Annotated in this window: 14 protein-coding genes, 1 tRNA gene and 2 pseudogenes; 14 read left to right on the forward strand and 3 right to left on the reverse strand. The window is 71.0% G+C overall.

The window, feature by feature from the left end; genetic code table 11:
* From EBH09_RS39135 to EBH09_RS21605, 12 genes and pseudogenes are all read left to right on the forward strand, one after another.
* Positions 1-723, forward strand: a pseudogene (locus tag EBH09_RS39135) (NADH-quinone oxidoreductase subunit C); the annotation flags it as partial.
* A complete protein-coding gene (locus EBH09_RS21555) occupies positions 720-1,688 on the forward strand; it encodes a complex I subunit 1 family protein (protein ID WP_121748612.1) in 969 nt (322 codons plus the stop codon). The pseudogene EBH09_RS39135 and the gene EBH09_RS21555, both read left to right, overlap by 4 nt.
* A gap of 2 nt (positions 1,689-1,690) precedes the next feature.
* Positions 1,691-2,437, forward strand: coding sequence for an NADH-quinone oxidoreductase subunit I (locus EBH09_RS21560; protein ID WP_121748613.1), 747 nt, complete (start codon positions 1,691-1,693; stop codon positions 2,435-2,437).
* Entirely contained in the window at positions 2,434-3,174 is a 741-nt protein-coding gene (locus tag EBH09_RS21565) for an NADH-quinone oxidoreductase subunit J (RefSeq protein ID WP_121748614.1), read from the forward strand. Before EBH09_RS21560 ends, EBH09_RS21565 begins: the two co-directional genes overlap by 4 nt.
* A complete protein-coding gene (gene nuoK / locus EBH09_RS21570) occupies positions 3,174-3,569 on the forward strand; it encodes an NADH-quinone oxidoreductase subunit NuoK (protein ID WP_121748615.1) in 396 nt (131 codons plus the stop codon). Before EBH09_RS21565 ends, nuoK begins: the two co-directional genes overlap by 1 nt.
* Complete coding sequence (locus tag EBH09_RS21575; protein WP_121748616.1) at positions 3,566-5,560, forward strand: NADH-quinone oxidoreductase subunit L; 1,995 nt, start codon at positions 3,566-3,568, stop codon at positions 5,558-5,560. The genes nuoK and EBH09_RS21575 overlap by 4 nt, the downstream gene beginning before the upstream one ends.
* A 6-nt stretch (positions 5,561-5,566) precedes the next feature.
* Positions 5,567-7,141, forward strand: coding sequence for an NADH-quinone oxidoreductase subunit M (locus EBH09_RS21580; RefSeq protein ID WP_121748617.1), 1,575 nt, complete (start codon positions 5,567-5,569; stop codon positions 7,139-7,141).
* Positions 7,138-8,673 carry an NADH-quinone oxidoreductase subunit N gene (locus tag EBH09_RS21585; protein ID WP_121748618.1) on the forward strand — a complete coding sequence of 512 codons (1,536 nt, stop codon included), beginning with the start codon at positions 7,138-7,140 and terminating at the stop codon, positions 8,671-8,673. Before EBH09_RS21580 ends, EBH09_RS21585 begins: the two co-directional genes overlap by 4 nt.
* A 260-nt stretch (positions 8,674-8,933) precedes the next feature.
* A complete protein-coding gene (htpX, locus tag EBH09_RS21590) occupies positions 8,934-9,797 on the forward strand; it encodes a zinc metalloprotease HtpX (RefSeq protein ID WP_121748619.1) in 864 nt (287 codons plus the stop codon).
* The gene (locus EBH09_RS21595) at positions 9,794-10,210 is read left to right on the forward strand and encodes a YccF domain-containing protein (protein ID WP_121748620.1); all 417 of its coding nucleotides are present in this window, start codon (positions 9,794-9,796) and stop codon (positions 10,208-10,210) included. The genes htpX and EBH09_RS21595 overlap by 4 nt, the downstream gene beginning before the upstream one ends.
* 75 nt (positions 10,211-10,285) lie before the next feature.
* Complete coding sequence (locus EBH09_RS21600) at positions 10,286-10,870, forward strand: SMI1/KNR4 family protein (protein WP_121748621.1); 585 nt, start codon at positions 10,286-10,288, stop codon at positions 10,868-10,870.
* Between the two features lie 100 nt (positions 10,871-10,970).
* A complete protein-coding gene (locus EBH09_RS21605; protein ID WP_055418406.1) occupies positions 10,971-11,237 on the forward strand; it encodes a GlsB/YeaQ/YmgE family stress response membrane protein in 267 nt (88 codons plus the stop codon).
* A gap of 148 nt (positions 11,238-11,385) precedes the next feature.
* Here EBH09_RS21605 and EBH09_RS21610 read toward each other — a convergent pair whose 3' ends face one another.
* Entirely contained in the window at positions 11,386-11,874 is a 489-nt protein-coding gene (locus EBH09_RS21610; protein ID WP_121748622.1) for a YajQ family cyclic di-GMP-binding protein, read from the reverse strand.
* 235 nt (positions 11,875-12,109) lie between these two features.
* Here EBH09_RS21610 and EBH09_RS21615 point away from each other — a divergent pair.
* Positions 12,110-12,191: transfer RNA gene (locus tag EBH09_RS21615), tRNA-Tyr, on the forward strand.
* A 112-nt stretch (positions 12,192-12,303) separates the two neighbouring features.
* Positions 12,304-12,522 carry a hypothetical protein gene (locus tag EBH09_RS21620; RefSeq protein ID WP_121748623.1) on the forward strand — a complete coding sequence of 73 codons (219 nt, stop codon included), beginning with the start codon at positions 12,304-12,306 and terminating at the stop codon, positions 12,520-12,522.
* Positions 12,523-12,569: 47 nt separating this feature from the next.
* Here EBH09_RS21620 and EBH09_RS21625 read toward each other — a convergent pair whose 3' ends face one another.
* Together EBH09_RS21625 and EBH09_RS21630 are read right to left on the reverse strand one after the other, a co-directional pair.
* Positions 12,570-13,226, reverse strand: coding sequence for an SDR family oxidoreductase (locus EBH09_RS21625; protein ID WP_121748687.1), 657 nt, complete (start codon positions 13,224-13,226; stop codon positions 12,570-12,572).
* An 81-nt stretch (positions 13,227-13,307) separates the two neighbouring features.
* A pseudogene (locus EBH09_RS21630) lies at positions 13,308-13,699 on the reverse strand (hydrolase); the annotation flags it as partial.

Raw genomic sequence — 13,699 nt, forward strand, 5'->3', positions numbered from 1 at the left:
GCGGCGGAGGGCTCCGCCGGCCAGACGGGGCCCGGCACCGACGCCCCCGCCACTCCCCGCCGCTCCCGCACGGCGGCGGAGGGCTCCGCCGGCCAGACGGCTCCGGCTGCCGAACCCTCGGCCGCCCCGCCGGCCCGGCGCGCGCGGAGCGCGAGCGAGGGCTCCGCCTCCCAACGGACGGGCGCTACGACGGACGAGCCGACGGTGGAGACGACGGCCGGTGAGGACTCGGCGTCGCAGCGAGAAGGAACGAGCGGCACCGGGGGACCCCGGCGGGCCCGGAGTGCGTCCGAGGGCTCGGCGAGCATGCGCTCCGCATCCGACACCGGGACTCCGGACGAGACGGCCGCCGACCCCGCCGCCCACGTCGGCGACGACACCGCCACGTCCCCACGCACGGAGGAACCGACTCCGAAGACAGCCCCCTCCACGCCGCGCAGCCCGGACGCCCCGTGGCACCACGCCCGCCCCGCCTTCGACGAGGCCGAGACCGAGTCGCGTGACGGGGCGGAACCCGGGGCGAGCAGGACCCCGGACGCCACGACGGAAGAGGAGCCCGTGCAGGGGCAGGGGCAGGCACTGGAGCCGGAACAGGAGCCGGAAACCGGGCAGGAACAGGAGCCGGAAACCGGGCAGGAGCCGGCACCCGGGCAGGACGCCCCCGACGACTCCGGCACCCCCGAGAACCACAACCGCCCGAATCCCCCAGGAGGCCCGCAGTGAACGACGCGCTCGACGTCACCCTGCGCCTCCTCGTCGTCTTCGTCGTCTTCCTCACCTTCCCCCTGCTCGTCGGCCAGACCGAGCACAAGGTGATGGCCCACATGCAGGGCCGCCTCGGCCCGATGTACGCAGGTGGCTTCCACGGCTGGGCCCAGCTCGTCGCGGACGGCGTGAAGTTCGCGCAGAAGGAGGACGTGGTCCCCGCCGACGCGGACCGCCGCATCTTCCAGCTCGCTCCCGCCGTTGCCCTCCTGCCGTACCTTCTGGTTCTCCTGGCCATCCCCATCGGCCCGGGCGAGGGCGCGGTCGGCCAGGTCGTCGACGCGGGCATCTTCTTCGTCCTCGCCGTCATGGGTGTGGGTGTCCTCGGCTCGCTCATGGCCGGTTGGGCCTCCGCCAACAAGTACTCCCTCCTCGGCGGCCTTCGGACCGCCGCCCAGCTCCTCGCGTACGAGCTTCCGATGCTGCTCACCGCGGCCTCGGTCGCGATGGCGGCCGGCACCGTCTCGCTCGTCGGCATCCTCGACGCCTTCGAGTGGTGGTGGCTGCCCTGGCAGATCGTCGGCGCGATCGTCTTCTTCGTCGCCGGGCTGGCCGAACTGCAACGGCCCCCCTTCGACATGCCGGTCGCCGACTCGGAGATCATCTTCGGCGCCTACACCGAGTACACCGGCCTGCGCTTCGCCCTGTTCCTCCTCGCCGAGTACGCCGGGATCGTCGTCCTGTGCGGCCTGACCACCGTCCTCTTCCTGGGCGGCTGGCACGGCCCCTGGGGCGCCGACGGCCTCGGCTGGGTGTGGACCCTGCTGAAGGCGGCCGTCCTCGCCTTCGTCGTGATCTGGCTGCGCGTGACCTACCCGCGCCTGCGCGAGGACCAGCTCCAGAGACTGTCCTGGACGCTCCTCGTCCCCCTGTCCCTCGCCCAGATCGCCCTCACCGGCATCGTCAAGGTGGTGATTCAGTAACCATGTCCCGCCTGTCGATCCCCGGCAGCGGCCTGGCCAAGGGTCTGGCCGTCACCCTGCGCACGATGACGAAGAAGACCGTCACCGAGCAGTACCCGGACGTCCAGCCCGAGCTCCCGCCCCGTACCCGCGGTGTCATCGGCCTGTTCGAGGAGAACTGCACCGTCTGCATGCTGTGCGCCCGCGAGTGCCCGGACTGGTGCATCTACATCGACTCCCACAAGGAGACGATCCCGGCGGCGGCCCCCGGCGGACGGGACCGCAGCCGCAACGTCCTCGACCGCTTCGCCATCGACTTCTCCCTGTGCATGTACTGCGGTATCTGCATCGAGGTCTGTCCTTTCGACGCCCTGTTCTGGTCCCCGGAGTTCGAGTACTCCGAGACCGACATCCGTGATCTCACCCACGAACGCGACAAGCTCCGCGAGTGGATGTGGACGGTTCCGGCCCCGCCCGCCCTCGACCCCGGCGCGGAGGAACCGAAGGAGCTCGCCGCCGCCCGCAAGACCGCCGACAAGCTGGCCGCCCAACAGGAGTCGGCGCGACAGGAGTCGGCCCCTCATGAGACGACTCGACAGCGGGCGGCCCGGGTGACCGAACCGCACGCCGACGAGCAGGCCCGCGCCGCCGAGCAGCCCACCCGTCCGATGGGCGACTCCAAGCAGCAGACGGACCAGCCCGGGCCGACGTCGGGTCGGTCGAAGCCCCGGACCACAGGGGACGAGCCGGATCAGGAGGGCCGGGAATGACCCTCGCAACGACCGTCGGTCGCCTCCACCTCGCCACGGACTCCACGACCGGGGCCGCCGAATCCCACGGCTTCCTCTCCCCGACCGGCGTCGAGATCGCCTTCCTCCTCGTCGGCCTCGTCACCCTCGGCGCGGCCGTCTTCACCGTCACCACCCGGCAACTCGTCCATGCCGCCCTGTGGCTGGTCGTGGCCCTCGGCGGCCTCGCTGTCGAGTACCTCCTGCTCACCGCCGAGTTCATCGCGTGGGTACAGGTCCTCATCTACGTCGGTGCCGTCGTCGTCCTCATCCTGTTCGGCCTGATGCTCACCAGGGCGCCCATCGGCCGGTCCCCGGACGCGGACTCCGGCAACCGCTGGGCCGCCGTCACCGTGGCCGTGGCCGCCGCCGCGGCCCTGGTGTGGGTCGTCGTCGACGCCTTCCGCACCACCTGGATCGACCTGGACGGCCCGGCCGCCGGCTCCACAGCCGTGACCGGAGCGAGCCTCTTCCAGAACTGGGTCCTCCCCTTCGAGGCACTCTCCGTCCTCCTCCTCGCCGCCCTCGTCGGCGCCATCGTCCTGTCCCGCAAGGCCAAGGCGGACCGCGCGGCCGGCACGGGCGGCACAGCCGCCACCGGCCGGGTAGCGGGCACGGGCCGAGCAGCCGGCACGGGCGGCACAGCCGCCACCGGCGGTACGACCGAAACCGACCCGCCCGCAGACCCGAACGGTGCCGACAAGGGTGGTGTCCGCTGATGCACCTCGCCTATCCCGCAGTCCTCTCCGTCCTCCTGTTCTGCACGGGCCTGTACGGCGTCCTCGCCCGCCGCAACGCGATCCTGGTCCTGATGTCGGTCGAGCTGATGCTCAACGCCGTCAACCTCAACCTCGTCGCCTTCGACGTCTGGCTCAGCAAGGCCGCCGAGGAGACCCTGCACTCCGGCCAGGCCCTGACCCTGTTCACGATCGCCATCGCGGCCGCCGAGATCGGCATCGGCCTGGCGATCGTGCTCGCCGTCCACCGCAACCGCGGCACCTCGGACATCGACAAGCTCCGAGACACCGCCGAGGGTCACGAGCCGGATGGCCCCGACACCGATGCCCCCGCGGCCGCCGGGACGGCCGCCGAGAAGGCTGAGGCCACCGCGTGACCACGACCACCCTCGCCGTACTCGTCCCCCTCCTCCCCCTCGTGGGAGCAGCCGCCGGCCTCCTGCTTGGCCGTACCGCGCCCGGATTCGTCCGCCCGCTCGCCGTCCTGCCGACGCTGGCGGCCCTCGTCCTCGCCGTAGTGGTCGCGGCCCGCCAGGGCGGCGGCCGGGCCGTCGACGCCGTCACGGAACTGACGCCCACCGGTTCGGTCCCCATCGAGCTCGCCCTGCACATCGACGGCTTCGCCGCCCTCGTCGCCGTACTGGTCGGCACCGTCGCCACCTGTGTGCAGATCTATTCGACGGGCTACCTGCGCGACGACCCGCGCTACCCCTCGTACGCCGCTCTCGTCTCCCTCTTCACCTCCGCCATGTTCCTCGTCGTCTACTCCGGCGACCTGATGGTGCTGCTGGTCGGCTGGGAGATCATGGGCATCTGCTCGTACTTCCTGGTCGGCCACTACTGGGAGACCCCGGAGGCCCGCGCCGCCTCCCTCAAGGCCTTCCTGGTGACCAAGCTCGGTGACGTCCCCTTCCTGATCGGCCTGCTGGCGCTGGCCACCGAGGCCGGCTCCTTCCGCATCACCAAGATCCTCGGCGCGGTCGCGAACGGCTCGCTCGACCACCCGACGCTGATCGCCCTGCTGCTCCTGGCCGGTGTCGCGGGCAAGTCGGCGCAGTTCCCGCTGCACACCTGGCTCCCCGACGCGATGGCGGGCCCGACACCCGTCTCCGCGCTGATCCACGCCGCGACGATGGTCGCCGCCGGTGTCTACTTCGTCGCCCGACTCCTTCCGCTCTTCCAGGCCTCGCACGCCGCGATGGTCGTCCTCGCCGTCATGGCCGCGGTCACGATGGTCGGCTCGGCGCTCGCCGCGCTCGCCCAGGACGACATCAAGCGCGTCCTCGCCTACTCGACCATCGGGCAGCTCGGCTACATGACCGGTGCCCTCGCCGCGGGCGACCGCGGTGCCGCCGTCTTCCACCTCATCTCGCACGGCGCCTTCAAGGCGCTGCTGTTCCTCGCCGCCGGCGTGCTCATCCACGCAGCCGGCACCAACTCGCTGGCCGCCATGTCCCGCATGCGGGGCCTGCGCGACCGGGTGCCGGACGCCTACTGGACGATGACCGTGGCACTGCTGGCACTCGCCGCGATCCCGCCCTTCAGTGGCTTCTTCTCCAAGGAGTCCGTCCTCGTCGCCGCGGAGCACGTCGTCACCGGCCACACCGAGCACGCGCCCGGCGCCGCGGGCTGGACCGTCCTCGTCGCCGGCCTGATCACGGCCCTGCTCACCGCCGCGTACGCGACGCGTCTGTGGCTGCTGGCCTTCCGGGGGCGGGGTGCCGAGGCCCCCGACCACGGCAGGCAGCCGGTGGTCATGAACGCCGTGCTCTGGGCCCTGGCCATCCCCTCACTGGCCCTCGGTGGACTCGCCTTCCGTCTGCTGCCCGACTGGTTCGACGGACAGGACCTCACCCCCACGCTCACCACCTCCGTGCTCGGCACGGGCGTGGCCCTGGTCGGCGGCATCGTCACCTACGCCGCCTGGCGCCACACCACGGCGCTCGCGGACCGCACCCCGCTCGGCGCCGTCGCGGCCCACCCGGAGGGCGACGCCGCCCTCGTGGAGGCCGAGGCCATCGCGAGCCACAAGCCCGCCTACGGTGACATCGCCTACGCCCCCGACCCGTCGGACCCCGGACGGCTCCTGCTGGGGCCGCTGCACCGGCACGCGGCCGTCGGCTTCCACCTGGACGCGGTGTACACGACCCTCTTCGTCCGGCCGGTCCAGGCCGGCGCGAGCCTCGTCCGGTTCCTCGACCGCGAGGTCGTCGACGCCTACGTGCGCGGGGCGGGCACCCTGCCCCGATGGCTCGGGACCGCCGTACGACGGGCCCAGACCGGCAATGTGCAGACCTATGTGAGCGCGCTGCTCGCCGGCACCGTCGTCCTCACGGTCGCCGCCGTCCTCGTCGCCACGGGAGCGTGAGCAGGCGTGATCGATATCAACGAGTCCGTGATGCAGTTCCTTCTGGCGTTGATCGTCGTCGGCCCGCTCCTGGGCGCCGCCGCCGCTCTTCTGCCGGCCCCGCCCGGACTGAAGGGGAAGTCGCCCGACCAGGCGGTCCTCCGGCACGGCGTCACCGTCACCGGCGCCGTCCTCATCGCCGCGATCGTCCTCGTGCTCGGCTTCGACCACGACCATCCGTCGAAGATGCAGGCCGGCACGGACATCAGCTGGATCCCCGCGCTGGACGTGCGCATCCACCTCGGCATCGACGGCATCTCCCTCCCCCTGCTCGTCCTGACCGCGCTGCTGACCTTCCTGTGCGCGCTCTACTCGTACTTCAAGATGCCCGCGGGCCCGAGCCCGAAGGCATTCGTCGCGCTGCTGCTCGTACTGGAGTGCGGCACGCTGGCGACCTTCGCCGTCCTCGACCTGATCCTGTTCTTCCTCGCCTTCGAGATGGTCCTCATCCCGATGTACTTCCTCATCGCCCGCTGGGGCGGCGAGGGACGGGCCGGGGCCGCCTGGAAGTTCATCCTCTACACCCTCCTCGGCTCCGTCGTCATGCTGCTCGGCCTGCTCCTGATCGGAATCACGGCGGGCACATTCGACATGGTGGCACTCGCCACTGACAACGGCCGGTCACTGACCACGTCCGTGCAGGTCATCGCCGTTCTGGCGATCGGGATCGGGCTCGCGGTCAAGACCCCGATGTGGCCGCTGCACAGCTGGCTGCCCGACGCCCACACCGCCGCGCCGACCGTCGGTTCGGTCCTGCTGGCCGGCGTCCTGCTGAAGATGGGTACGTACGGATTCGTCCGGATCCTCCTCCCGGCCGCACCGGACGGATTCCAGACCTTCGCGCCCTACCTCGCCGCCCTCGCGGTCGTCGGCATCATCTACGGCTCCCTGGCCTGCCTGGCCCTCGCCAAGCGGGGCGCTAAGGGCGACCTCAAGCGCCTCATCGCCTACTCCTCCGTCGGCCACATGGGCTTCGTCCTGCTCGGCATCTCGACCATGACCCCGACCGGTGTGAACGGCGCCCTGTTCGCCAACATTGCCCACGGCCTCATCACCGGCCTGCTCTTCTTCGTGGTCGGCGCGCTCAAGGACCGCACCGGCACCACCGACCTCGACACCCTCGCCGAGGAGACCGGGGCCGCCCTGTACGGCAAGGCGCCCCGCCTCGGCGGTCTGCTCGCCTTCGCCGCGGTCGCCTCGCTCGGTCTGCCGGGCCTGGCCGGATTCTGGGGCGAGATGCTCGCCCTGTTCGGCGCCTTCGACCCCCACGACGACCTCAGTCGCCCCGCCTATCTCACCTTCATGGCCGTCGCCGCGTTCGGCACACTGCTGACGGCCGCGTACATGCTGATCGTGGTCCGCCGCGTCTGCATGGGCGCCGTAGCGCGGGAAGCCCCGAAGCTCGCCGACGTACACACGTACGAGTTCGCCGCCTGGACGCCGCTCGTCGCCCTCACCGTCGTCGCCGGGCTCTGGCCCAAGGTCCTCCTCGGGCTGACCGACCCGGCCGTGCAGCAGCTCCTCTCAGGAGGCACCCGATGAGCTCCCCGGCCCAGGTCGTGGCGGCGCCACTGGCCCAGAACCTCGTCCAGTCCGTCGACTGGCTCGCGATCGCACCGCCCACCATCGCGGCCGTCGTAGGCCTCGTCGTCCTCGTCACCGACCTCTTCGTCAAGGACGCCCGCAAGTCGCTGCTCGGCTGGATGTCGGTCGCCGGACTCGCCGCCGCCACGCTCATGCTGCTGCCCCTGGTGAACGGCGACCGCTCGACGTTCTGCCTGACCGGCGACGCCGACGTCTGCAGCTACACCGCGGACACCTTCACCCTCGCCATCCAGTTCCTGGTCCTCGGCGGCGCCCTCGTGACCGCCCTGCTCTCGGTCACCGCCGTGAAGGACGCCGACCGCGGGCTCCCCGAGGGCGAGTTCTGGTTCCTGTTGCTCTCCTCCGCGGCCGGCGCCGCGCTCCTGCCCGCCTCCCGCGACCTCGCGACCCTCATCGTCGCCCTGGAGGTCGCCTCCCTGCCCGCCTTCGCCCTCGTGGGCCTGCGCCAGGGCGACCGCCGGTCCTCCGAAGCGGCCCTGAAGTTCTTTCTGTCGTCGGTCACCGCGACCGCCGTCAGCCTCATGGGCATCAGCTTCGTCTACGCCTCCACCGGCACCCTCTACCTCACCCAGGTGGCCGAACGCATCCAGCACGTCGACGGGCAGCTCACCACGCTCGTCCAGACCGGCGTCGTCCTCACCCTCGTCGGCTTCGCCTTCAAGGCGGCCGCCGTGCCCTTCCACTTCTGGGTGCCCGACACCTATGTGGGCGCGCCCCTGCCGATCGCGGCCTACCTGTCCGTGGTCGGCAAGGCGGTCGGCTTCTCCGGCCTGATCCTCGTCACGGTCATCGCCCTGCCGTCCTACGCCGACGTCTGGGGGCCGGCCCTCGCGGCACTGGCCGCGCTCACCATGACGGTCGGCAACGTCGGGGCCCTCCGCCAGCAGGCCACGCGCGCGTACAGCGCGGTACGCCTGCTCGCCTGGTCGTCCGTCGGCCAGGCGGGCTACCTCCTCGTCCCGGTCGCCGCCGCCGCGTACTCCGACGACCCCGAGCGCTCCATCGGCTCCACCGTCGCCTACGCCCTCATGTACGCCGCGGTGAACCTCGGCGCCTTCGCGGTGGCCGCACTCGTGGGCCGCACGAGGTCCCTGAACCGCGTCGCCGACTACCGCGGCCTGTACGCGTCCCACCCGCCGGCGGCCCTGCTCCTGGCGTTCTTCCTGCTCTGCCTCGCCGGACTGCCGCCCGGCATCATCGGCCTCTTCGCCAAGGTCACCGTCTTCTCCGCGGCCGTCGACGCGGGCCTCGGCTGGCTGGCCGTCGCCATGGCCGTCAACGTCGTCATCGCGCTGTTCTACTACCTCCAATGGACGGCCCTGCTGTTCCGGGCGCCCGAGGGCGCGACCGCGAAGCATCGCGTTCCCGCCCCCCTCACGGCCGCGATCACCGTGACCGCGGTCCTCGCCGTCGCCCTCTCGGGAGCACCCCAGCTGATTCTGCGTTTCGCCGACACCGGGCTCTTCTGAGCGGCAGTCGCTCCGGGCACGCGCGCACGCGTACCCGGCCTCCGCGCGCGTGCCGCGCCCTGCGGCCGTCACCCGTACGGACGAAGCGCGCCGCCGTGGGCGCCAGGGAACTGGTGGCTCTCGCCTGGCGTTGACCAGTACGGAAGGGTCCACTGGACGTGACGCCACGGCACCGGTGGCATCGGAGACCAGGAAGCAACCACAGCGAGCGACACCAGCAAGCAAAGGGTTCCCCTGCTGCACCACTTGGAGGGCGTACCGTGCACCGCCGGCACAACGGGCTCAGGACCGCAGTACTCCTCGGGGGACTGTCGGCGCTCATCATCGTCATCGGCAGCTTCTTCGGCCGAGCGGGGCTCGTCGTCGCCGTCCTCGTCGCCCTGGGCACGAACGCGTACGCGTACTGGAACAGCGACAAGCTCGCACTGCGCGCGATGCGTGCCCGCCCGGTCAGCGAGTTCGAGGCCCCGGCGCTGTACCACATGGTCCGCGAGCTCTCCACCCAGGCCCGCCAGCCCATGCCCCGGCTGTACATCTCACCGACGGAGGCACCGAACGCCTTCGCGACCGGCCGCAACCCGCGCAACGCGGCCGTGTGCTGCACCGAGGGCATCATGCGCCTGCTCGACGAGCGGGAACTGCGCGGCGTCATCGGACACGAACTCAGTCACGTCTACAACCGCGACATCCTGATCTCCTCCGTCGCCGGCGCCCTGGCCTCCGTGATCATGTTCCTGGTCAACTTCGCCTGGCTGATTCCCATCGGACGCTCCAACGACGATGACGGACCCGGTCTGCTGGGCATGCTCCTCATCATGATCCTCGGTCCGCTAGCCGCCACCGTCATCCAGCTGGCGATCAGCCGCTCCAGGGAGTACGAGGCCGATGCCTCCGGCGCCCAGCTCACCGGTGACCCGATCGCCCTGGCCGGCGCCCTGCGCAAGCTCGAGATGGGCACGAAGCAGCTCCCGCTGCCCCCGGAGCCCCGGATCGAGACCGCCAGCCACATGATGATCGCGAACCCCTTCAGGCCGGGACAGGGGTTCTCGAAAATGTTCTCCACCCACCCGCCGATGGCGGAGCGGATCGCCCGACTCGAAAAGATGGCAGGTCGTCAGCAGTGAAGACCATCCTCAACGTCATTTGGCTCGTGCTCAGCGGCTTCTGGCTGTTCCTCGGCTACCTGGTCGCGGGCGCGCTGCTCTGCATCACGATCATCGGAATCCCGTTCGGCATCGCGGCCTTCCGCATCGGTGTCTACGCTCTGTGGCCCTTCGGGTACACGGCCGTGGAGCGCCGCGACGCGGGGGCGCCCTCCTGCGTCGGCAACGTGCTCTGGCTGGTCCTCGCCGGCTGGTGGCTTGCCATCGGCCACATCGTCACCGGCATCGCGCTGTGCGTCACGATCATCGGCATTCCGCTCGGCATCGCCAACTTCAAGCTGATCCCGGTCTCGCTGCTCCCGATGGGGCGCGAGATCGTGCGGACGGACCAGCCGTTCACGGTCACCGGCACCACGCAGCGGGCCGGCTGGTAGTAGCCCTGTTCTCCACAGCCCAAGGGTTGTCCACAGGCCCGCTCGGTCGTCAGTGGCGACCTGCATCATGAATCCATGACCGAGATCGAGCAGTTGCTGGCACGGGTGGCCGACAAGGCACGCAACACCCGTCCGTGGGGCTGGGCTTCCCTGCCCGAGCCCGTCGACGAGGCGACGCCCGCCCGCGCCGAGGCCGCCCTGGGCTTCTCCCTGCCCCCGCTGCTCGCCGAGCTCTACCTGCGAATAGGAGACGGTGGGTTCGGACCCGAGTACGGCCTGTTGCCCCTGCTCGACAGCCCGCCTTCCGGCGAGCCCGCCGCTGTCTCCCAGTACCTCGCCAACCGCGAGGAAGGACTGAAAGATCCCGACTGGCCCTGGCCCGAGGGAGTCCTGCCGATATCCCACTGGGGCTGCGCGATGTACGCGTGCGTGGACTGCCGCTCCCCGCAGGCCGCCGTCCTGCTCTTCGAGCCCAACCCCGGCAGCGCAGGCCAGGCCTGGTTCGTCGACGCCCCGAGCCTCACGGACTGGCTGCGCGCCTGGGTCGACGGCACGGGCTGGTACGAGGAAGCCAACGGTGGCCTTGAGCTGGCCGCGTGGACCGAAACCGCAGGTGTGACGGGTCGCACCTCCGCTGATCAGCGCAACCACCGGGCGTGATCGGAACGTCCTCCCACCCAGACGGCAAGAAGACGCGCGGAGGAACGAGCCCACAGCACTGGGACAGTGCGGGCACAGCGAGAAAGGGCAGGTTCACGGCATGACCGTTATCGGCTGGATCATCCTCGGACTGTTGGCCGGAGCCATCGCCAAGTTCCTGCTGCCGGGCCGCGACCCGGGAGGGCTCGTCGGCACCACCCTCATAGGCATCGCGGGGGCGTTCATCGGCGGCTGGATATCGGCCCGCTGGCTGGACCACCCGGTCAGCAAGGACTTCTACGACGGCGCCACGTGGGCGGCGGCGATAGGCGGTTCCCTGGTGCTTCTGGTCGCCTACCGGCTCCTGTTCGGCAACTCGCGCGACTGAACGCGGTGGGACCGCGGCCGGCAGACGAGCCGGCCCCCGAACGGCGGACGATGAGGGCGCGCACCGTACGGTGCCCACCCCCATCATCTGCGGGAACGTCCAACGCGTCGTCGCGTCGTCGGCTCAGTCGCGCCGACGGCTCAGCAGATCACCGGTAGTTCACGAACTGCAGCGCGAAGTCGAAGTCCTGGCCCTTCAGCAGGGCGATCACGGTCTGCAGGTCGTCCCGGCTCTTGGAGGTGACCCGCAGTTCCTCGCCCTGCACCTGGGCCTTCACGCCCTTGGGGCCCTCGTCGCGGATGAGCTTGGCCACCTTCTTCGCGTTCTCCTGGGAAATACCCTCCTCGATCGACGCGAAGATCTTGTACTCCTTGCCGGAGAGCTGGGGCTCGCCCGCGTCCAGAGCCTTCAGCGAGATGCCGCGCTTGATCAGCTTGGACTGGAAGACGTCGAGGACAGCGTTGACCCGGTCCTCGGAGTTGGCCTCCATGAGGATCTTCTCCCCGGACCAGGAGATCGAGGCGCCCACGCCCTTGAAGTCGTAGCGCTGCGAGATCTCCTTGGCGGCCTGGTTGAGGGCGTTGTCGACCTCCTGCCGCTCGACCTTCGAGACGATGTCGAAACTGGAGTCGGCCATGTCCTGTGGCTCCTTGTATCTGGGTGCGTGTCGGGCCGCGTATCGGGTCCGTACCGGCGTACAACGGCGGCCGGCGAGCCCGCAGGGGGCGTCGGCCGCATCCGGACCAGCCTAGTCACCCGCCGTCCCCCGAGCGGCGATCAATCGGGTGGCGAAGCACCCCTCCACATCAGGTATTGTTTACGTCGTTGCCACGGAGCACCGCCGAAAAGCGGTTCGACGGGCAGCGAACCCCGGCGGTGTGCCCGAGCGGCCAAAGGGAGCAGACTGTAAATCTGCCGGCTCAGCCTTCCCAGGTTCGAATCCTGGCGCCGCCACACGGGAACGAAAGACCCCGTGACCTGCCCCAACAGCAGGTCACGGGGTCTTCGTCATGCGTCGGTCCCGGGAGAGGGCTCTCGCTGCGGGTGCTGCGGGCAGACTGGTGACATGGTCTCGTCCTCCCGTCGCAGAACCTGCCCCGAGTGCCGTCGCGAGATCGCCGTCGTCGCGGGGCGGTACGCGCGTCACGATCCGCCCGGGACGCGGGAGAGCGGCGAGCTCGTCTCCTGCCCGGGGTCGCGACGCACGGCGCAGCTCGGTGCGGCGCAGCCGTCCCTGGACGGGTACGTCGTCCCCGACTTTCCCGGGCAGTTGCCGCTGTTCTGACCGTGCGTGCCGGGACGTGCCTCACACGCCCCAGGCGCCCCGCGCCCTCAGTTCCCGGCCACCGACTTCACCGCCACCGACACAGGCGTGGAACCGCTGATCAGCTCCAGGGTCAGGCCGTTCGTGGCCGGGGTGTCGACCAGTTCCGCCAGTACTGCGGCGACGTCGTCGCGCGGGACCGGACCGCGGCCGGTGTGTGCCTCCAGGCGTACGAGGCCGGTACCGGCGTCGTCCGTCAGCGCGCCCGGGCGCAGGATCGTCCAGTCCAGCTCGTCCAGCGAGCGCACGTACGCGTCGGCCTCGCCCTTGGCGCGCTGGTAGACGTCGAAGATCTCGTCCCCCTGGTGGCTCGGGTCGGCGCCCATGGAGGACACGACGACGAAGCGCCGTACGCCGGCCCGGACCGCCGCGTCCGCGAAGAGGACCGCCGCCGCCTTGTCCACCGTGTCCTTGCGGGCCGCTCCGCTGCCGGGGCCCGCGCCCGCCGCGAAGACCGCCGCGTCCGCGCCCCGCAGCCGCTCCGCGACCTCGTCGACCGAGGCCGACTCCAGGTCGAGCAGGACCGGTTCGGCGCCGGCCGCACGCAGATCGTCGGCCTGCTCGGACTTGCGGATGATGCCCGCCACCTCGTCACCACGCGCGGCGAGCAGGCGCTCCAGCCGCAGCGCGATCTGACCATGACCACCAGCGATGACAATGCGCATGTCTTCGACCGTACGCTCCGACGGCCGCCCGCGCCGCACGACTTCGGCCGCATCCACCGGACGTGCGTCGCGCTCCCTCCGTCAGGAGGCCTCCCCGCACCCCGCAGGCCCCCCGCGCCCCTGCCGAGGCAGCCCCAGGTTCGTGGCGGTCGTCGAGTCGCCGTACTCCCGTACGGCGCTGGTCCGTGACACAACGCGCCCCCGGTGCACCACGATCCGGCTGTACGCCAGCGACAACGCCCCCGCCAGCCGGTCCCCGCGCACCGCGAGGAGTTCGGCCGGGAAGCCCGCCTCGACCCGTACCTCGGGAAGACCCAGGGCCGCCCGCGCCGCCGCGCTCACCGCGTCGTACGCGTCCTCCGGGCGCAGCCCGTGGCGCGCGGCCAGCAGGTAGGCGGCCTCCAGGGGGTCACCGCGCCCGACCGGGTTGGACACGTCCCGCAGCGCACCGCTCCCGGCGGCCACCCGCACCC

Source organism: Streptomyces sp. E2N166, from assembly GCF_003671715.1.
In the GTDB taxonomy this organism is placed as follows: Bacteria; Actinomycetota; Actinomycetes; order Streptomycetales; family Streptomycetaceae; genus Streptomyces; species Streptomyces thinghirensis.

Bases quoted from the DNA above. Each gene is read 5' to 3' on its own strand.
- EBH09_RS21600 (WP_121748621.1), top strand. From the start codon at position 10,286: ATGACCGAGATCGAGCAGTTGCTGGCACGGGTGGCCGACAAGGCACGC.
- EBH09_RS21560 (WP_121748613.1), top strand. From the start codon at position 1,691: ATGTCCCGCCTGTCGATCCCCGGCAGCGGCCTGGCCAAGGGTCTGGCC.
- EBH09_RS21625 (WP_121748687.1), bottom strand. From the start codon at position 13,226: ATGCGCATTGTCATCGCTGGTGGTCATGGTCAGATCGCGCTGCGGCTG.
- nuoK (WP_121748615.1), top strand. From the start codon at position 3,174: ATGCACCTCGCCTATCCCGCAGTCCTCTCCGTCCTCCTGTTCTGCACG.
- EBH09_RS21585 (WP_121748618.1), top strand. From the start codon at position 7,138: ATGAGCTCCCCGGCCCAGGTCGTGGCGGCGCCACTGGCCCAGAACCTC.
- EBH09_RS21565 (WP_121748614.1), top strand. From the start codon at position 2,434: ATGACCCTCGCAACGACCGTCGGTCGCCTCCACCTCGCCACGGACTCC.
- EBH09_RS21610 (WP_121748622.1), bottom strand. From the start codon at position 11,874: ATGGCCGACTCCAGTTTCGACATCGTCTCGAAGGTCGAGCGGCAGGAG.
- EBH09_RS21605 (WP_055418406.1), top strand. From the start codon at position 10,971: ATGACCGTTATCGGCTGGATCATCCTCGGACTGTTGGCCGGAGCCATC.
- EBH09_RS21620 (WP_121748623.1), top strand. From the start codon at position 12,304: ATGGTCTCGTCCTCCCGTCGCAGAACCTGCCCCGAGTGCCGTCGCGAG.